The organism is Gluconobacter sp. P5H9_a (genome assembly GCF_018812085.1).
Lineage (GTDB): Bacteria > Pseudomonadota > Alphaproteobacteria > Acetobacterales > Acetobacteraceae > Gluconobacter.
In genome coordinates this window covers 16,316-34,145 of sequence record NZ_JACRVW010000018.1, presented here as the reverse complement: position 1 = coordinate 34,145, position 17,830 = coordinate 16,316, and the positions used below count along the sequence as shown (strand labels likewise).

Here is a 17,830-nt window from a genome sequence, read left to right as displayed (position 1 = left end):
ACTCCGCTTAGTCCTTGCAGCGCTTCAGGATAATGCTGGCATTCGTGCCGCCAAACCCGAAGCTGTTGGACAGAGCGACATCAACCTTACGCTTCTGAGCCTTCAAAGGCACACGATCGATTACGCTCTCGCGTGCCGGATTTTCAAGGTTCAGCGTGGGCGGCACGATGCCGTCACGGATGGCCTGAAGGCAGAAGATCGCCTCCACAGCACCCGCTGCGCCAAGAAGATGACCGATGGCGGACTTGGTAGAGGACATCACCAGGTTCTTGGCATGGTCGCCGAAGAAACGTTCGACCGCATCCAGTTCCAGATCGTCAGCCATGGTGGAGGTGCCATGCGCGTTGACGTAGTCGATATCGGATGCCTGAAGACCACTGTTCTTCAGGGCGGCCTTCATGGCGCGGAATGCACCTTCATGACCCTCTGCCGGGGCTGTGATGTGATGAGCGTCGCCGGACAGGCCATAGCCGCCGATTTCGCCATAGATCTTTGCACCACGGGCTTTGGCATGTTCGTACTCTTCCAGCACGACCACACCGGCGCCTTCACCCATGATGAAGCCATCACGATCCTTGTCCCACGGGCGGGAAGCCTTGGTCGGATCTTCATTGGAGCCAGTGGAGAGCGCACGCGCCGAGCAGAAACCGGCAATACCCAGCGAACAGATGGCAGCTTCCGCGCCACCGGCAATCATGACGTCTGCATCACCGTACTGGATCAGACGGGACGCATCGCCAATCGCATGCACGCCTGTAGCGCAGGCTGTAACGACAGCATGGTTCGGTCCCTTGAAGCCGTAACGGATCGAAAGGTGACCGGAAATGAGATTGATAAGCGCAGACGGGATGAAGAACGGTGACAGACGACGGGCCTTGCCGCTCGAAACTGTCAGAGAACCTTCATAAATCGTCTGCAGACCACCGATACCGGAGCCGATCATCACGCCTGTGGCGCAGCGATCATCTTCGTTCTCAGGCTTCCAGCCCGAGTCTTCGACGGCCTGGATGGCAGCGGCCAGACCAAGATGGATGAAGCGATCCATTTTCTTCTGGTCTTTGACCGGCACCCAGTCAGACAGCGTGAGACCGCCCTCTTCGGTCGGCCCCTCAGGAACCTGACCAGCGACCTGCGCAGGGAGTTCGGAAGGATCAAAATGGGTAATACGCCCGATACCGGACTGCCCTTCGATCAGACGCTTCCACGTCAGTTCCGCACCCACCGCAAGTGGGCTGACAACACCGATTCCGGTAACGACGACGCGTCTTCCGTTGATTGCATTCCCGCTCATCGATGCCTCATGTCTCACGTTGTAAACGACCATACGATGCGGCCTGAAGACCGCTCCGTGTATCCGCCCCTGGTAATTGAGGCGGGATGGGACCAGCCCTAGACCAGTCCCGAAAGCGCCTTAGGCAGCCTTCTGCTTCTCGATGTAGTCAATCGCGTCCTTGACGGTGGCGATCTTCTCGGCTGCATCTTCCGGGATCTCGACGGAGAAAGCTTCTTCGAAAGCCATGACCAGCTCAACCGTGTCGAGGCTGTCTGCGCCCAGATCGTCAATGAAAGACGCTTCCGGCGTGACCTTGCTTTCTTCAACGCCGAGGTGCTCGACAACGATCTTCTTCACCTTGTCAGCGATATCGCTCATCTGTTTGTTCCTTCTGCCCGTTCAGGGCGTTACAAAAAACTCGTATTGCCGTCTGCCAGTCCGGGAACCCATCAGGGCTTCCAGCGCAGGCCACCTCTCCTTTCGGAAAGGCGTTGCCACCGGCCGAACCGGACATCGGCCTTCATCAGACCGGGCAAAGCAGCGCGCGATTAGCACGCTTTGACCTGAAACGCCAAGCGTCTCAGACCATGGCCATGCCACCGTTGACGTGCAGGGTCGTTCCCGTGACCCAAGCAGCCTCGTCAGAAGCCAGATACACCACTGCCGCGGCCACGTCATCCGGGTTTCCCATCCGACCGAGCGGAATGGAGCCAACCAGCTTTTCGCGGATACCCTCAGACAGCACATCCGTCATCGGCGTTTCAATAAAACCAGGAGCCACAACGTTGACCGTCACACCGCGAGGACCGGCTTCCTGAGCTAGTGACTTGCTCATGCCAACGATGCCAGCCTTTGCCGCTGCATAGTTAGCCTGACCCGCATTTCCTGTCGTTCCAACAACAGACGCGATGGAAATGATGCGGCCAGCGCGACGGCGCAGCATACCCTTAAGGGCAGCGCGGGCCAAACGGAACGGGCTTTCCAGATCCACCGTCATGACCTGCGACCAGTCACTGTCCTTCATGCGAATGGCGAGCGTATCGCGCGTCAGACCCGCATTGTTCACCAGAATGTCTAGCGGAGCCCCGGCTACTTCTTCAGCCTTGGCCACAAGACCATCAGCTTCAGACGCATCCGACAGGTTAGCAACCGCAATATGCGTGCGCTCACCCAGGCTGTCTGCCAGTTCCTTCAGAGCCGCTTCACGCGTGCCGCTGACAACAACCGTTGCGCCAAGGGCGTGAAGCTGACGGGCAATAGCTGCACCGATGCCACCGGATGCACCCGTGACGAGTGCGATCTTGCCAGAAAGAGAGAACATGGTTCGTTGTCCTTACAGAGCCTTGAGCAGGGCTTCGATTTCAGCAGGTGTGCCAGCATTGTCCGTGGCAAGATCAGGAGCAATACGACGCGCCAGACCGCACAGCACCTTGCCAGCTCCCAGTTCATGCATGTTTGTCACGCCCATGGCCGCCATGGCCTGAACGCTCTCGCGCCAGCGGACCGTTCCCGTAACCTGCTTCACCAGAAGGTCGCGGATCGCATCAGGATCCGTGACCTTCGCAGCAGTCACATTGGCAATAACCGGGACGCTTGGCGCATTCAGTGTAGCCGTTGCAAGCGCTTCGGCCATTTCACGACCGGCAGGCGCCATCAGCGACGAGTGAAACGGCGCAGAGACCGGAAGCTTCACAGCCCGCTTGATGCCACGCTCCTTGGCAAGAGCAATGGCGCGATCCACGGCATCCATGTGTCCAGACACAACAATCTGGCCACCGCCGTTATCATTGGCGATCTCAAGGACCTGTCCCTCGGCGGCATCTTCGCAGATGGACTGCGCCTGCTCAGCCTCAACTCCGAGAAGGGCTGCCATGCCGCCCTCACCTGCAGGAACAGCCCGCTGCATTGCCTGACCGCGCAAACGCAGCAAACGGGCACCCTCAGCAATACCGAGCGTGCCAGCAGCAGCAAGAGCAGAATATTCTCCAAGAGAATGACCAGCCAGCAAAGCGGCCTTGTCTGCCAGTTTAAAGCCACCTTCGGTTTCAAGGGCGCGAACAGCAGCGAGCGATACGGCAAAAAGTGCTGGCTGCGTGTTCTCGGTCTTTGTCAGTTCGTCCGCTTCGCCGGAGAACATCAGCTTTGACAGGTGCACTCCGAGGGCATCGTCAACTTCCTGAAAAACGGCACGGGATGAAGCAAAGGCATCATGCAGGGCCTGCCCCATTCCGACTGACTGACTGCCCTGACCCGGAAAGACAAAAGCGTGAACCGACATGGATCCCCCTGCTGGCATGAAAAACAGGCTCAGGGTGATGCTGTTTCACACGCGATCTGTCAAATTCTGCGTTATCTGTCAGGTGTGAATGTCGCGTATGCCTCACCGGGAATTTTAACCCGGACCCGCCCAAAAGGCTTGCTGGAACGGAATACCGTATCCTCTGCATAGTCCTGCGGACGAAGCAGAACAGTCATTGGTTCCCTGCTCACGTTTGACGCCAGCACCCGGACGGTACCACTCGTCACCGCCTCAAAATTCGCTCCCGGAGCAATATCTATCTTGAGCCGATGAGCATCCGGCATGAACCAGGACAGGATCACACCCGTCAGATCACGGATGCACGCATTGACCTGACGCAGCCAGTGACGAGCCTCTGTGCCGGTAAATGTCTGCGCCGCAGGCAACGCGACCACCAGAGACAGCTCCGTTCTGACATTATGCCCGATGGCTTCTGTCTGAAGGACTGGCGGGTTCTCTGCCTTCAGGCGGTCTGTCAGCGGGAAATGCATGTCCCGGTCCTGGCCGAAGAACAAAGGGATATCCCCATCCCGGCTATGAACCATAAGGCGCGCTTTTGAGGGGTAATCATGGTCAGGCAGCAACTCGCCTGTGAAATGGAGTGAAAGACCCTCTTTTGCCGCCTGCGGAAAGCGCTCAAACCGCTCATAGATGCGTGCAATGTCCTGATATGTCGCAACGCGCACGTCATGTCGGCCAGCGACAATGAGATGCTCCTCGGAAGCACCCCGCGCCTCGTGAAGCCCGACACAGGAAAGGAATGCGATGAAACATCCCATCAGAAGACGATAGGTCATGAATTTACTTTACAACAAATGATGTCTTATTCAATTTTTTGCAGAACAATCAGAACCTGCGGCAGCCTTACCGGATTATCCAGATATTCGATCAGGCGAAACATCCCGCCCCAAGCTTTAAGAATATAGTTCCGTGGTATGATGGCCTCTCCATAATGCGCCTGAGGCTGAGGACGCTTTGCAGACGCGGCATGCAGGAACCGCCCTGCTTCAAAATGTGAATTTGCCTGCGCCTCATCCACAAAACTATTTGCACAGGCTTCATGCCATGGATGCTCCAGCTGCATTCCAGAAGCACGACGCAAGCGCTGCTCTGCACAAAACGACAGAAACCGCCGGCTCTGCGTCGTAAAGACAACCAACCCATCTGGCTTCAGAAGCCGATGAAACTCCCTCATCCAGTGGCCGGCCAGAAATTCATCCAGATGTGAAAATGTCGACCAGGACGTGATCAGATCCAGCGTACCGGGCACGAGCGGCAATGGGGGCACCAGCCCTGCCTGCAAGAAGGGAAGAAATGGATTGGCGCGCCGTGCCGCCATGAGAAAGCGGTCCGTATGCTCGACACTGACGAGGGACTGTGATCGCACGTCCTTCATAAAAAGACGCGCCATCCGCCCCCACCCACATCCGAAATCAAGAACGGAAGTCTCGGGCTTCACAGGCCTTCCCGCGTAGGCGCAATACGCTTTTATTTCTCGATAAAAGACATGCGCCTCATGAATGGAAACCTCCCCGTGATGCCCATGAATTTCACGCTGAAGATCATCCGGGGGGAACTCAGGCATCCTAACGCCCCGCACCTCGTGTCCGCTAAGGGACGAGACCAGAACATGCAGCCATTCTTCATCTGCAAGCCCGTGAAAGGCTTCAAAAACAGCATCCGTCCTGTCGGAGTGGGTCATTCTTCTACCGTTACGCCATGTCAGTAACGATTTATTAACGCACTTCCACCAACAAGAGAACCAAGCCGTCGCCCCCTGAAAAATTCTGCCCCGCGCTTTTCAGATACAACGCAAGCAAGAGTTCTCACATAAACTGGATATGGCTCTTGAACCCCAAAAGAGCAGCATCCCGCAAATTGTATTGGGCATTCGGGTGAATGTAATACTCAAACAAAGGCGTGAAAATCACTCCCTTCACAACGTGGATAGCGTAGTTGAACTCCATCACGACCGCATCCTGCTGAACACCTGTCGCATGATTGGGAAGTGATTGCCCTTTCCGGATCAGCGCAGCTTCACTTCTGCTCACACCGGATGCAATCTTGGTGTAGGTCAGAGAAAATCCGAGCGTATCGTAGGGTCGAGAGTTCAGAAATCCGCGGTTAATCAGTGCGCCATAGACGAGATACCGGCGCAGGGACGTATGGGGATCATTGTAAATAAGCCCCGTCATCGCCGTCAGGCCTGAGCCCTTTGCCCGGTAGTGCAGCAGCTGCTGATCCAACATGACCCATGTTGACCAGGACGCGCTTCGCTTTTTATGCGCAAGTCCGCTCTCTGCATAAGAACCGTCATACAGATCGTAATAGTTGTCAGTTTGCGGGGTACTGAAGAGCTGGGCCCCGAATTTGTAATGACCCGGCAAGGTGCCATGCCCGAAAACCGGTTCCCAGGCTGTTTCGATCGGTGCCGTATAACCGATGATATTGGCCCCATTGAACTTGAATCCGGTTCGATGCTGATAGACCTGATAAATCCCGTTTTCGATCGGATACACCCCTGTCTGAACATAGACAGAATGCACCGGCCTTCCCCGGACCCGAAATCCCCAGGTTGCAGCAGGATAACCCGCGTCAAAATTCGTGTCCGTAATCCCTTTGGGACGACCGCAGAAACTACCGTTCTGGAAATTGCAGAACAAAGGGCTCGCTGCAAAATCCGAAATTTCTGACATACGACCAGCCGCAATCGCCAGACGCCCACCGTAAAGCGTCTCTTCGCCGTACATATAAACCAGATGCACGACAACATTTCCGCCACCGCCATAATCTTCGGAAGCATGATTGAGCCAGTCACCAAACATGCGATTGGCCGTCGTACCGTATCGACCCACCGTAATCATGTGCGTCGCAAAACCACGCAGACCAGCAAGCTTTTCCCAGTCAACATCAAGCTGCATGGCATACTGGCCCGCATTGCTCGCGCCCTGCTTGTAGTTTTCAAATCCCGGCGTTGTTCCGCGCGTCGGCTTCGTTATCGCTCCGGCAAATTCATTCGTATTATCGACGAGGAAATTGATGCCACGCTTACGCAGCCAGTCTGACAAGGGATTGGAGACGATAGCCTCGGGATGGGAAAATGCTGGCACGGTTGTTTCACGCGATGCGTGCACAGGAAGAGGCGTTGAAACCAACTGACTTGGCGCAGATCCAATATCGCGGTCCATGACCTGAGCCAAAGCAGGCAGCGATACGAAAATACTGAAAAACCACACGAACCGTGCGCTTTTCAGAGCATAACCCAGCACACGAAGATGCAAACCTGGCGCCCCCATTTGAACAGGAATAATGTTACATCACGACCTCTGAAACGAATTGCGTCCGATCCAGAGTGAGTATGCAGAATCCCTACGCCACGGAGCACCTGTAGCGTAATTAACATTTTAGAATTTCTCGCAAATTTGATTAATAATTCATAAATACAAAACAGTTAAAATGTTTTTTAATATTTATTAAAAAGTAATAATACTTATATAAGTAAAGTATATTTTATATTTCTATTCAAAATAATGAAAAAAGTTAATTTAGAAAATTGCTCATGTAATATTTATTGCGTGCGAAACACATTTACGTGCCCATTTTCGAAAACATGTCTTTTTTTGTGGAAAATCAAAGCCTGAGAGCAGAAGACGTTTACCATTCACGCGAACCACATTTCGTGGCGCATGAAGAGAGAGGAAATTTCTGCATGTCTCTTTCTGGTAAAATTGCCGCTGTAACCGGAGCGGCTCAAGGTATCGGCAAGGCCATCGCTCTTCGTCTGGCGCGCGAGGGAGCTGACATTATTCTATTGGATGTCAAACAGGAAACCGTTCAGCAAGCCGCCAAGGAAGTTGAAGCTCTTGGTCGACGTGCTATCGCTCTAACGGCTGACATCAGCAATCGCGATGAATTTCAGAAGACCCTGAAAGAAGCCTCCAGCCAGCTTGGCGGCCTCGATATCATGGTCAATAACGCCGGCATCTGTCAGGTGAAGCCTATTCTGGACGTCACCCAGGAAGAAGTTGAGAAGATTTACCGCATCAATGTTCAAGGCGTGATCTGGGGTATTCAGGCTGCGGCCAACATTTTCAAAGAGACCGGCAAGAAGGGCAAGATCATCAATGCCTGCTCCATTGCTGGCCATGAAGGCTTTCCCCTTCTCGGGATCTATTCTTCCACAAAGTTCGCAGTTCGCGCACTGACGCAGTCGGCCGCCAAAGAACTGGCAGCCTTCGGTATCACCGTGAACTCCTACTGCCCGGGCATCGTCGGAACGGATATGTGGGTCGAGATCGACAAGCGCATGTCTGAGATTACCGGCGCCGAGCTGGGCGCAACGTACAAGAAGTATGTTGAAGGCATTGCGCTCGGACGGGTCGAAACAGCGGACGACGTTGCTGGCTTCGTCGCATTCCTGTCGGGCAAAGACTCCGATTACATCACCGGCCAGTCCATCCTGATCGATGGCGGCCTCGTCTACCGCTAAGGCTGTAGATACAAAAAAGGGCCGGAGAAGTCCGGCCCTTTTTTGAAATCATCAAGCATCCCGCGGGATAAGGCGTCCACGCTGCCATGCTTCCGCAGCATCATCGGGGTCCTGCCCTTCGACGCCAATATTGTAATCCAGCGCACTCATGACCTTGTTGCCGAGCATCATCTCGGACAACTCGTCAAGAAGATCTGTGTCTGCCTTGCGCGCTACATCTTCCCGCAGAACCATGCGCGCAGACATTTCCCCGCCAAGCAGCTTGTCAGGGTCCTCAACCAGCGTCAGCAACGCAGTATGGAACACGGCGTGAGGCTGAGTGGCGACAACAAGGGGAGATTCCCCGTCAGCCTGCGCCTTTTCCAGACGGCCGATCAGAGCGGCCTCTCCAACGACTTCAAGCGGCAGGGAGGAAAGAGCTGGAAGCTGCTTGAGTGCCTTTTCAAGAACCTCGCGGCTGTCATCCGCAACGATGACGCGATCCACCTCGGCTGATGTCAGCGTATTGACAGAGCCAAGAGAACGAAGTGCTGCAAACGAAATCTGCGGCTGATACAGATCCCCGATCACACGAAAGCCCGGACCAGCGAATTTTTCATCACGCGGGAACCAGGCAGAGACCAGAAGATCAATCTCGCCCTGCTCCATGGCTTCAGCCACATCTTCAGGATCGAGGTCTACGAACTCGACGTCCACCTCATGCGCTTCGAGAACACGGGCGACCGCACTGGCACACCCGGCATGAAGCGAGGTGTACAGATGGCCGATCGTCATTTGCGTCATGAGGCAGTCCGTCAGTCAGAAAATTGAAACGTGAGACCGTGGATAAGCCTCACGCTTCATTTTGTCACGACCCTTACCAGATCTTTACGCGCTGATCCGGGGCCAGATAGAGCTTGTCGCCCTCTTTTACGCTGAATGCATCATACCAGGCGTCAATATTATGCGCTGGCATGTTCACACGCGTTACGGCCGGGGCATGCTCGTTCGAAAGCATCTGCTGGCGCAGCGCATCCGGACGATCCTTCTCACGCCACACCTGTGCCCAGCCCAGGAACACGCGCTGATCGCCTGTCAGACCATGAACGGTTGTCTGCGGCTTGCCATGCAGGGAGTCATGATACGCTTGCAGGCCGAGGTTGAGCCCGCCGGAATCCGCAATGTTCTCGCCCATCGTCATCTTGCCGTTCACGTGCGTGCCCGGCAGTGGCTCCTGCGCGTCGTATTGTGCACCCAGACGATCCGCGAGTTTCTGGAAGGCATCAGAAGATGCTTTGGTCCACCAGTCATTCAGGCGGCCATGTTCATCATAATGACGGCCCTGGTCGTCAAAGCCATGACTCATCTCATGACCAATCACGCCACCGATGGCACCGTAATTCACAGCCATATCGCCCTTCGGATCGAAGAACGGCGGCTGAAGGATGGCAGCCGGGAAAACGATCTCGTTCATGGTCGGATCGTTGTAGGCATTCACCGTCTGCGGCGTCATGCCCCACTCGTCACGGTCCACCGGCTTGTCGAGTTTGTCCACCTCATGCTGCCAGTTGAACGCCACACCACGCACGGCATTGCCATATACGTCGCCCTGACGAACCACGAGGTTGCTGTAGTCCCACCACTTTTTGGGATAGCCAACCTGAATGGCGAAGTGATCCAGCTTGTTCAGAGCAGCCTTGCGGGTCTGCTCGTCCATCCATGTGTTGTGCTCAAGGCGATCATGGAAGGAAGACTTCACCTTCTGCACCAGCTCCGTAATCTGAGCCTGTGCTGACGGCGGGAAATAACGGGCAACATAGATCTTGCCAAGAGCCCAGCCCATGGCACCATTGGTCACGCGTGTCGCACGCTTCCAACGAGGAGACTGCTGCGCCACGCCCGACAGCGTGCGGCTGTTGAAGTCAAAGGACGCGTCAGAGAAATCGTGAGACAGATAAGCTGCGGCGTTATCTGCCAGATGGAAGGCAAGCCAGGCCTGAAGCACGCTGTAATCAGCCTTCTTCAGAACGCGGGACATGGCAGCGATGCCATCGGGCTCACGCACGTCCACCTTGCGATCGGCAATATTTTCGGCCGGAAGCCCTGCAGTCGTCAGGAACGCGACCCAGTCAAAGTCTGGAGCGATCTTTTGCAGCTGCGTGACCGTCATCGGGTTGTAGAGCTTGAGCGGATCGCGCGTCTGGTCGCGGGGGATCTCAACCTTGGCAAGCGCCGTTTCAAGATCAACAACGGCCTGCGCGTTCTTGGCTGGATCAGCCCAGCCGACAAGCGTCAACATCTTGGCGACATAAGCCTGATAGGCCTTCTTCTTGTCGGCCAGCTTCGGGTCTGTGTAGTAGCTGATATCGGGCAGACCGAGACCACCGCTGACACCAATGCTCATGCCCTGATCGAGCATCAGCATGTAATGTTCCGGATCTTTCTGATCCTGCTCAACACCAATCTGGAATGTCGAGAACGCCATGGACTTCAGAGACGTACCAAACGCTTCTGCAAGGCTCTTGGCATCACTGACCTTGCGGATCTTCTCAAGATCAGCGGCTAGCGGCTTGGCCCCCAAGGCATCAACCGCCTTCTGGTCCAGATAACTGGCGTAGAAAGTGCCAATCTTGCCCATGTCGTCAGACGGTTCGGCAGAAACATGCTTCTGCGCTTCGCTCAGGATCGCCTTCTGGCGCTCCATGGACAGCTCATACAGAATACGGAACGGGCCGTAGCTGCTCATATCCCCCGGAATTTTCAGGTTCTTGAGGTACGTGCCGTTGGCATATTCGAAAAAATTGTCGCCTGGCTTGACGCTATGGTTCATGCCGGCTTCATCAAAGCCCCAGCCTGAATTGTAACCGGCGGCCTGCGCGCTAGCGGCAGTCAGGCCCATAGCCAGTGCAAGCACACTCGCACCCTGCGTCAGGCGGCGTTTAACAGAAACTGTAGTCTTCACATTATGCCTCATGTTCTGGCGATCGCCGTAGCATGAGGCATAAAAGATCATTTCGTCAAAAGGTCGTCCATACAAACGGAGACTTTTTGTTACTTCCCGCTTTTGCGGGTTGTCTTCCGCGCTTTGTCCGCAGGTGCGGAGACTGCCAGCACGTCATAATCAAAAACCATGACCTTATCGAGATATGGCCCGGCAAATTCCTTGAAGGCCTCATGGGCGGGGTCGAAGAAGGCCGGATCTGTCACGACGGGCTTACCAACGTAATAGTTCCGATCCCCTTCCGAGCGAAACGTCACGAGAAATGCCTGCTGCAGACCACCCTCTACACCTTCGCCGCTGTTCTGAAACCCGGTCTCAATGCTGACCACTACGGGACGACCGTCCGGGCGCCGGCTGTCTTGTGCAAGATGCAGAAACCGGCCGGACACTTCCGCACGCTGTGCCGTCGTGGCGTCCTTTTTGTAGCGGAACATCACCATGTGACGCACTGTCCCCACACGCCAGTCCGCCGCTGTAAACTGAGCGTATCCGACCTGTCGGGCAAGCTGCTGTGAAGCCACCGTTGCCGCTGCCGGTGTATCGCTTGTCACCGGGCCTGACGTCGCGATCGGCAAGGAGTATGGATCTGCTTTGGCTGAGAAGCCCTGCGACAGCCCTGCAATGGACAGAAGGGCAGCGGCTCCCCAGATAAAGCGACGGGACAGAAGTGGTCGAACGTCCATTCTCAAGCTCCAGTTACCAGACAGAAAATGCAGTTCTTCATGGCACGAAACGGCCCCTTCCGTCTTGTGAATTTCCGTAAGTCTGACGAACCGTCAGGCCGCAATCTGGCGCTGAAACGATTTGCGACGCCACTGGATCAGTCGATACACCCCATTCGCTGCCAGCTTCTGCCAACGGGAATGCGGGGTGAAGCCGATTGTCTTGAAGATCATCGCCGTCACACGATCAATGTGCTTCTGCTGATAAAATCCCATGGCTTTGGACATGTAAGCCGCAATGCACCGCTTGTGGTCATAGGGCATATCCGGGGATTCATTGGTCGTGTGATAGGCGGACGCCAGCTCATCGTCCTCACTCTCGGTCACACGCCCAAGAGCAATGCGTGTCCGTGCCCAGACACTGAGCTTCTCGCGCTTCAGATAGCGATGCATGTGATCATAGAAGAGTTTGAAATGCCGGTATTCATCGGCGGCAATCTGCTTGCAGATAGCTTTCAGCAGGGGCTCATCTGTCGCATCCGCCAGCGCCGTGTAAAAAGACGACGTTCCCGTTTCCACCATACAGCGCGCGATCAGTTCGCCCGTGCGGGACCCGCGGATAGACGCATCGACGTCTGCATCAATCTTGTAACTTGCGCGATAGCGCTCAAAAGCCTCTTCATAGTCCCAGCTCGGATCGGCCAGCATGGCCCAGCGGCCGAGAGCATCTCCGTGCTGAACTTCTTCCACTGCCCAGTTGGCGGTTGCTGCACTGAAATCCGGGTCTCCCACAAAGACGCGTCTCAGATATTCAGCATAGTCCAGACCATTCTTTTCAACGACTGAAGCAGACTTCACCAGAGGAATGATATCCGGGTCCACGCGGGATGGATCAAAGGAATCCCAGTCCATCTGCTCGATACGCCAGTGTTTCATCGCTTTGCCTCGTCCGTTTTCCGGCTCATAATCATGACGATGAGATGACACGCCGGGGCCATTTTGGGTAGGTGTGACGCAACAACGTTGGAGAAAGCCCCGTGACGGCTCAGAAAATGACACAGCCAGACGTCCGCCACGACTGGACGCGCGCTGAGGTTGAAGCGCTGATCAACCTCCCCTTCCCGGACCTGATGTTCCGCGCCCAGGAACTGCACCGTCGTTATTTCGACCCCACAAAAGTGCAGATTTCCACGCTTCTTTCGATCAAGACCGGTGGTTGCCCCGAAGACTGCGCCTACTGTCCGCAGAGCGCCCGACACGAAAAAAGCGTGAAGGCCGAGCGCCTGATGGCCGTCGAAAAGGTGATGACCGAGGCACGCGCAGCAAAGGCAGCAGGCGCAGGCCGATTCTGCATGGGCGCTGCCTGGCGCTCCCCGAAAGACCACGATCTCGACTCCGTCTGTGAGATGATCGAGGGCGTGAAGTCTCTTGGTCTCGAAACCTGCGTCACGCTCGGGATGCTGGACTCCGTACAGTCCCAGCGCCTGAAAGATGCCGGGTTGGATTATTACAACCACAACCTCGACACCTCTGAGGAATTCTACGGCTCCATCATCTCCACCCGCACATATCAGGAGCGCCTCGATACGCTCTCCAACGTGCGCGATGCCGGCATCAATGTCTGCTGTGGCGGAATCGTGGGTATGGGCGAAGATCTGTCCGACCGCGCTGGCCTGCTGATGACGCTCGCCAACCTACCGAAGCATCCCGAGAGCGTACCCATCAATCTGCTTGTTCGCGTTGAAGGCACACCGTTAGGTGAAGCTGAAGCGGTCGATCCGATCACCTTCGTCCGTATCATCGCCACAGCCCGTATCATGATGCCGGAAAGCCATGTCCGTCTGGCAGCAGGACGTGAAAATATGACGGATGAGGCACATGCTCTGTGCTTCCTCGCAGGTGCCAACTCTATCTTCTGTGGTGAAAAGCTCCTGACCACGCCAAACCCTGCTGAACACCGCGACCGTCAGCTTCTGTCCGCTCTGGGCATGACGCCGATGGTTCAGTCTGAAGCAGAAATGGGCGCACTGCGTCCTGCCGTTCCGGACGTCGCTGCCTACGAAGCAGCTCTGTCCTAACCAACAAGGGCGAGGCATTCTGTGCGCCTCGCCCTCATTGTTACCGATTAAGCCTTCAGACGTGCTGCAATATCCGCCACACGGCGGCCATAGCGCTCAGCCGTCAGCAAGTCCCCCTTCTGCACACCATCGACACCCGCATTTGCCGGTGCCCGTGCCAGAAGCCCGACTGACCCACCCAGATTGTTCGGGTCGTCGCCCGTCGCTTCAAGAGTGTTGGATGGCAGCACACCCAAACTCACCCAGATCCCACCATGCTGGGATGCCAGTGTCTGGAGCGTAATCAACGTGACCTGCTTATCCCCACTTGGGCTAGCGGAGTTCGTGAAGCCACCAAACACCTTGTCCTGCCAGCCGCGCGTGAACCAGATCTTGGATGTAGCATCTGCAAATTTCTTAAACTGCCAGCTCACGTTGCCCATATAGGTCGGCGTTCCAAAAATGATGGCATCCGCCTCGTTCAGCGCAGCCCATTCGGCCTCGGTAATTTCGCCGTCAGCACTAATCGCCACGAGTTGGGCCTGAGCTCCCTGAGCCACATGCTCCGCCACCACCTTGGTGTGCCCATATCCCGAATGATAGACGACCAAAACTTTAGACATCGTTCCTGTCCTTCAAACCAGTTTATACGATACGTGGTATCCATTGGATACCAACAGTCTTCGTGGTATTATGCTAGCAAATTCGGGACAAGAAGGCACTTTCCAGACACATGGTTACCTTGCAGAAACCAGACACCCCCACACGAAACCTCTGCTTCAACGTCTATGCAAAAGAGTGCCCTACACGCCTTGTGCTGGACCGGCTTGGTGACAAATGGGCCCTTCTCGTGCTGGACCGCCTTCAGAATGATGTTGTGCGCTTCAATGTCCTCAAGCGGGACATCAATGGGATTTCGCAGAAAATCCTGTCTCAGGTGCTGAAAAACCTTGAGCGCGACGGGCTTATTTTAAGGCAAGCCTATCCAACCGTGCCTGTCACTGTTGAATATAGCCTCAAACCTCTCGGAGAGACCCTGATCCAGGCTGTTTCAAGCCTCACGCACTGGGCTGAAACCCATATGGCTGACATTCAGGACTCTCAACGTCTTTACGATGAAGCAAAAAACAGCGCACTCTGACATTTTGCGCCTTTCATAAAGCCATTTTTCAACTTTTCCCTTGGCCTCGTAGCCGTTCTTTCCTAAACCCTCGCCCTTCGCGAATTCGGGACGGGACCAGCCAAAATGACGACGCAACCTCTTAAAGCGCCAAAAATTCGCGTCGGCATCGACTTTGGAACGACCAATAGTGTCGTCGTCATCGCAGATGAACAGGGCAACACGCAGCCTGCCATCTTCAACTTCATTGACAGTCCGTCTTCCGAAACCTGCCGCACCCTGCTCTGTCTCTGGATGGATCAGGAGGGCAATCGACGCGTTCTTCAGGACGCTATCGGGCTTGATGCCATCGAAGCCTATTTAGATGATCCGGCAGAAAGCCGCCTCATCATGTCCATGAAAACCTATCTGGCTCAGGGCTCATTCCGCGAAACACGTGTTTTTGCCTCGACAATGACGCTTCAGAACCTGATCGCCCGGTTCCTGCGCTCCCTGATGGACAAGGCCGGCATTACACCAGAGCAGGTCAGCACAACGATCGGCAGGCCCGTGCGCTTTGCGGGTGAACTGGCTGACGACGATCTGGGTGTGAGGCGCCTGAAGGAAAGCTTTGTCGAGGCAGGTTTCGCTGAGCCAAACGTCGTGCTTGAGCCCGAAGGAGCAGGCTGGCGCTTCATGCAGCGACTGGATGCACCAGCAACCGTGCTGGTGGGAGACTTCGGCGGCGGCACAAGCGATTTCTCTGTCATGCGCTTTGACCCCCATGGCACACCGCGCACCGTCACGCTGGGTCATTCCGGTGTCGGGATCGCGGGAGACCAGTTTGACTTCCGTATTATCGACAATGTCGTCGCACCTGCACTCGGCCGGGACACGACATATCGGGTGATGGGTGGGCAGCCTCTTCCCGTCCCTATTGAATGGTATGCGAGCCTCGGGCGCTGGCATCGCCTGTCCCTGATGCGGACCCCTCAAACCCTTCGCAGCATTGCAGACGTCGCAAAGACGGCCTCCGATCCGCAGAAGCTGCGAAATCTGCTGCGTCTGATTGAAGATCAGGAAGGCCAGAACCTGTATCGGGCGATTGGTCAGGCCAAAAGTGATCTCTCACGGCACGACAGCACGATCCTGAAGTTCAGCCACCGGGACCTGAAAATCGAGCAGACCATCACGCGTGCAGATTTCGAAAGCTGGATCAAACCCGATCTGGAAAAACTCGCAGCAGCCATTGACGATGCCCTGAACGTTACGGGCCTCGGCATTGACGATATCGATCATGTCTTCCTCACTGGCGGCACGTCTTTCGTTCCGGCTGTTCGGAAGCTGTTCACGGATCGCTTTGGTGAAAGCCGCGTCGATGGCGGATCAGAATTCGTCTCCGTTGCTGAAGGTCTGGCCCTGATCGAAGTGGAAGCAAGAGCCTCGGCCTGAATGTTCAGACCGGGCTACTGGTCAGGCGATCTGGAGAAATGGGGCTCATCGCGCGGGCAGACACAACGGCCTCACGGAATGTTCCTTCCACAGACAACTTGAAGGCCACATTCGTATTTCCATAAGCCCGGGTCGTGAGACAGACACCTGAAGAGGTGAAAATTTCCACGACCGAACCATCTACGAAAATATCCAGCATATTGTGGGCGGCCAATGGCAAGGGTGCGGAATCTCCATTGGCCATCAATTCTTTTCCGGGCCGGTATGGATCGTAATCAAGCTCCAGAAATGGCCCCTCCCCTCCAAATGTCAGGCGCCCCGCCTCGGTTCCGGTGAAAGTCAGACGCATTCGGCCGTTCGGCCCATCGGGAGCGGCCCAGGACGAGGGCGTGAGTTGGCGGAAATGCGGGCCTTCCAACGCAGCCAGATTGGGATGGGGTGCAAGACGCAGAGCGGCATCTCGGTCAGCCGTGAGAACCCGAGGCAAAGACATGACACCACTCCAGCCCGCTTCCATAGCCCCATGACTGCGCTCAGGCTTCTCAGGCACCCAGCCCCAGAGAACACGCCGCCCGTGCTCATCCAACATGGTCCGTCCGGCGTAGAACGAGCCATACCCAAGCGGCTGAATAATGCGCGGATGAAATGCGCCTTCGCTGTAAATGCCTGAAGCATAATAAACAGTGCTGCCCAGCGAGTAGATCAGAACCCAGGTATCGCCGAGCGCAAAAAAGTCCGGGCATTCCATGGCATCGTCGTAAGCGCCAGCCTGATGCGTGGGGCCATAGAAAAGAGCGCGATAGGTCCAGTCTTTCAGATTTTGGCTATCGTATTTCAGAATGACGCCACCCGGACCAAACTCGGATTGCCGAACGTTGGCGCCCAGCAGCATGTGCCATCCCTCGTGATCCTTCCAGACGAGCGGATCGCGAAATCCATCAACATGCAGTCCTGGCGGGGGCTCAGACAGAACCGGCACGGGGTTCTGCTTCCAGTGCATCATCTGGAGATCAGATGTCGCCGTGCACTGCACGGATGGCTCAATCCCCGTGTAAAAAGCGATCGCCTGATCTTCAACGATCACAACGCAACCACTGAAAACTCCGAGGGCATCTGGTCCCCCGGGGACAGGGCTCATCGCAACGGGTTCGTGACGCCAGTGAACGAGATCAGAGCTGGTCGCGTGGCCCCAGTGAATGTTTCCAAACGCAGCTTTGTCCGGCCCCCACTGATAGAACATGTGATAGCGACCATTGACCCAGACCGGGCCGCAGGGATCGTTCATCCACCCATAAGGGGCAATCAGATGATATTGAGGGCGCAACCGATCTGCAGCCATCGCGGCGGCTGACGGAAGACGATAAGGCCGCGCCTGACTCCTGTGCGTCCGCTCCAGAGCCAGCAAGGCCGCTCCAGACCCAAGAACCATTCGCCTAGATATGTGCCTCATCTTTTCTCCCTCTCGTTCCGATTTCGTTACTATCGAATGAGAGGAGCAGCTCTGGCAATGACGGAAAAA

At 55.7% G+C, this 17,830-nt stretch carries 17 protein-coding genes; 4 read left to right on the top strand and 13 right to left on the bottom strand.

Going from position 1 to position 17,830, the window contains the following annotated elements; translation table 11 throughout:
• Nucleotides 1-7 precede the first annotated feature (7 nt).
• The 7 genes from fabF to KP708_RS13605 form a co-directional block, all read right to left on the bottom strand.
• Nucleotides 8-1,291 (bottom strand): beta-ketoacyl-ACP synthase II, encoded by a 1,284-nt coding sequence (gene fabF / locus KP708_RS13635; protein ID WP_202206687.1) that lies wholly within the window; start codon nucleotides 1,289-1,291, stop codon nucleotides 8-10.
• 120 nt (nucleotides 1,292-1,411) lie between these two features.
• Nucleotides 1,412-1,651 carry an acyl carrier protein gene (locus KP708_RS13630; protein WP_007282219.1) on the bottom strand — a complete coding sequence of 80 codons (240 nt, stop codon included), beginning with the start codon at nucleotides 1,649-1,651 and terminating at the stop codon, nucleotides 1,412-1,414.
• A 202-nt stretch (nucleotides 1,652-1,853) separates the two neighbouring features.
• Complete coding sequence (gene fabG / locus KP708_RS13625) at nucleotides 1,854-2,594, bottom strand: 3-oxoacyl-[acyl-carrier-protein] reductase (RefSeq protein WP_215748771.1); 741 nt, start codon at nucleotides 2,592-2,594, stop codon at nucleotides 1,854-1,856.
• A 12-nt stretch (nucleotides 2,595-2,606) separates the two neighbouring features.
• Nucleotides 2,607-3,551 carry an ACP S-malonyltransferase gene (gene fabD / locus KP708_RS13620; RefSeq protein ID WP_099210196.1) on the bottom strand — a complete coding sequence of 315 codons (945 nt, stop codon included), beginning with the start codon at nucleotides 3,549-3,551 and terminating at the stop codon, nucleotides 2,607-2,609.
• A 71-nt stretch (nucleotides 3,552-3,622) separates the two neighbouring features.
• Nucleotides 3,623-4,369 carry a DUF2987 domain-containing protein gene (locus KP708_RS13615; protein WP_215748772.1) on the bottom strand — a complete coding sequence of 249 codons (747 nt, stop codon included), beginning with the start codon at nucleotides 4,367-4,369 and terminating at the stop codon, nucleotides 3,623-3,625.
• 26 nt (nucleotides 4,370-4,395) lie between these two features.
• Nucleotides 4,396-5,274: a bifunctional 2-polyprenyl-6-hydroxyphenol methylase/3-demethylubiquinol 3-O-methyltransferase UbiG gene (locus KP708_RS13610; protein WP_215748773.1), complete on the bottom strand. Its 879-nt coding sequence runs from the start codon at nucleotides 5,272-5,274 to the stop codon at nucleotides 4,396-4,398.
• 124 nt (nucleotides 5,275-5,398) lie between these two features.
• Nucleotides 5,399-6,826 (bottom strand): carbohydrate porin, encoded by a 1,428-nt coding sequence (locus KP708_RS13605; RefSeq protein WP_371822676.1) that lies wholly within the window; start codon nucleotides 6,824-6,826, stop codon nucleotides 5,399-5,401.
• Nucleotides 6,827-7,281: 455 nt separating this feature from the next.
• Between KP708_RS13605 and KP708_RS13600 the strand changes: the two genes are divergently transcribed.
• On the top strand, nucleotides 7,282-8,061 hold the full coding sequence (locus KP708_RS13600; protein ID WP_046899847.1) for an acetoin reductase: 780 nt from the start codon (nucleotides 7,282-7,284) through the stop codon (nucleotides 8,059-8,061).
• A gap of 51 nt (nucleotides 8,062-8,112) precedes the next feature.
• On the opposite strand, the gene KP708_RS13595 is transcribed toward KP708_RS13600, so the two are convergent.
• The 4 genes from KP708_RS13595 to KP708_RS13580 all read right to left on the bottom strand — a co-directional run bounded on the left by KP708_RS13595 (nucleotide 8,113) and on the right by KP708_RS13580 (nucleotide 12,639).
• On the bottom strand, nucleotides 8,113-8,844 hold the full coding sequence (locus tag KP708_RS13595) for a glycine betaine ABC transporter substrate-binding protein (RefSeq protein WP_215748775.1): 732 nt from the start codon (nucleotides 8,842-8,844) through the stop codon (nucleotides 8,113-8,115).
• Nucleotides 8,845-8,917: 73 nt separating this feature from the next.
• Nucleotides 8,918-11,077 (bottom strand): M13 family metallopeptidase, encoded by a 2,160-nt coding sequence (locus KP708_RS13590; protein WP_215748776.1) that lies wholly within the window; start codon nucleotides 11,075-11,077, stop codon nucleotides 8,918-8,920.
• A 14-nt stretch (nucleotides 11,078-11,091) separates the two neighbouring features.
• Nucleotides 11,092-11,724, bottom strand: coding sequence for a Dabb family protein (locus KP708_RS13585; protein ID WP_215748777.1), 633 nt, complete (start codon nucleotides 11,722-11,724; stop codon nucleotides 11,092-11,094).
• Nucleotides 11,725-11,817: 93 nt separating this feature from the next.
• Nucleotides 11,818-12,639 (bottom strand): acyl-ACP desaturase, encoded by an 822-nt coding sequence (locus tag KP708_RS13580; RefSeq protein ID WP_215748778.1) that lies wholly within the window; start codon nucleotides 12,637-12,639, stop codon nucleotides 11,818-11,820.
• Between the two features lie 116 nt (nucleotides 12,640-12,755).
• Here KP708_RS13580 and bioB point away from each other — a divergent pair, with 116 nt between their 5' ends.
• Nucleotides 12,756-13,781 (top strand): biotin synthase BioB, encoded by a 1,026-nt coding sequence (gene bioB, locus KP708_RS13575; RefSeq protein ID WP_202206803.1) that lies wholly within the window; start codon nucleotides 12,756-12,758, stop codon nucleotides 13,779-13,781.
• 47 nt (nucleotides 13,782-13,828) lie between these two features.
• On the opposite strand, the gene KP708_RS13570 is transcribed toward bioB, so the two are convergent.
• Nucleotides 13,829-14,383, bottom strand: a complete 555-nt coding sequence (locus KP708_RS13570) for a flavodoxin family protein (RefSeq protein ID WP_215748779.1) — start codon at nucleotides 14,381-14,383, stop codon at nucleotides 13,829-13,831.
• A gap of 110 nt (nucleotides 14,384-14,493) precedes the next feature.
• Here KP708_RS13570 and KP708_RS13565 point away from each other — a divergent pair, with 110 nt between their 5' ends.
• Together KP708_RS13565 and KP708_RS13560 are read left to right on the top strand one after the other, a co-directional pair.
• Complete coding sequence (locus KP708_RS13565) at nucleotides 14,494-14,901, top strand: helix-turn-helix domain-containing protein (RefSeq protein WP_215748780.1); 408 nt, start codon at nucleotides 14,494-14,496, stop codon at nucleotides 14,899-14,901.
• Nucleotides 14,902-15,006: 105 nt separating this feature from the next.
• Entirely contained in the window at nucleotides 15,007-16,311 is a 1,305-nt protein-coding gene (locus KP708_RS13560) for an Hsp70 family protein (protein ID WP_215748781.1), read from the top strand.
• A gap of 4 nt (nucleotides 16,312-16,315) precedes the next feature.
• On the opposite strand, the gene KP708_RS13555 is transcribed toward KP708_RS13560, so the two are convergent.
• On the bottom strand, nucleotides 16,316-17,761 hold the full coding sequence (locus tag KP708_RS13555) for a glycoside hydrolase family 32 protein (RefSeq protein ID WP_215748782.1): 1,446 nt from the start codon (nucleotides 17,759-17,761) through the stop codon (nucleotides 16,316-16,318).
• Nucleotides 17,762-17,830: the final 69 nt, after the last annotated feature.

Bases quoted from the DNA above. Each gene is read 5' to 3' on its own strand.
- fabF (WP_202206687.1), bottom strand. From the start codon at position 1,291: ATGAGCGGGAATGCAATCAACGGAAGACGCGTCGTCGTTACCGGAATC.
- KP708_RS13630 (WP_007282219.1), bottom strand. From the start codon at position 1,651: ATGAGCGATATCGCTGACAAGGTGAAGAAGATCGTTGTCGAGCACCTC.
- fabG (WP_215748771.1), bottom strand. From the start codon at position 2,594: ATGTTCTCTCTTTCTGGCAAGATCGCACTCGTCACGGGTGCATCCGGT.
- fabD (WP_099210196.1), bottom strand. From the start codon at position 3,551: ATGTCGGTTCACGCTTTTGTCTTTCCGGGTCAGGGCAGTCAGTCAGTC.
- KP708_RS13615 (WP_215748772.1), bottom strand. From the start codon at position 4,369: ATGACCTATCGTCTTCTGATGGGATGTTTCATCGCATTCCTTTCCTGT.
- KP708_RS13610 (WP_215748773.1), bottom strand. From the start codon at position 5,274: ATGACCCACTCCGACAGGACGGATGCTGTTTTTGAAGCCTTTCACGGG.
- KP708_RS13600 (WP_046899847.1), top strand. From the start codon at position 7,282: ATGTCTCTTTCTGGTAAAATTGCCGCTGTAACCGGAGCGGCTCAAGGT.
- KP708_RS13595 (WP_215748775.1), bottom strand. From the start codon at position 8,844: ATGACGCAAATGACGATCGGCCATCTGTACACCTCGCTTCATGCCGGG.
- KP708_RS13585 (WP_215748777.1), bottom strand. From the start codon at position 11,724: ATGGACGTTCGACCACTTCTGTCCCGTCGCTTTATCTGGGGAGCCGCT.
- KP708_RS13580 (WP_215748778.1), bottom strand. From the start codon at position 12,639: ATGAAACACTGGCGTATCGAGCAGATGGACTGGGATTCCTTTGATCCA.
- bioB (WP_202206803.1), top strand. From the start codon at position 12,756: ATGACACAGCCAGACGTCCGCCACGACTGGACGCGCGCTGAGGTTGAA.
- KP708_RS13570 (WP_215748779.1), bottom strand. From the start codon at position 14,383: ATGTCTAAAGTTTTGGTCGTCTATCATTCGGGATATGGGCACACCAAG.
- KP708_RS13565 (WP_215748780.1), top strand. From the start codon at position 14,494: ATGGTTACCTTGCAGAAACCAGACACCCCCACACGAAACCTCTGCTTC.
- KP708_RS13560 (WP_215748781.1), top strand. From the start codon at position 15,007: ATGACGACGCAACCTCTTAAAGCGCCAAAAATTCGCGTCGGCATCGAC.
- KP708_RS13555 (WP_215748782.1), bottom strand. From the start codon at position 17,761: ATGAGGCACATATCTAGGCGAATGGTTCTTGGGTCTGGAGCGGCCTTG.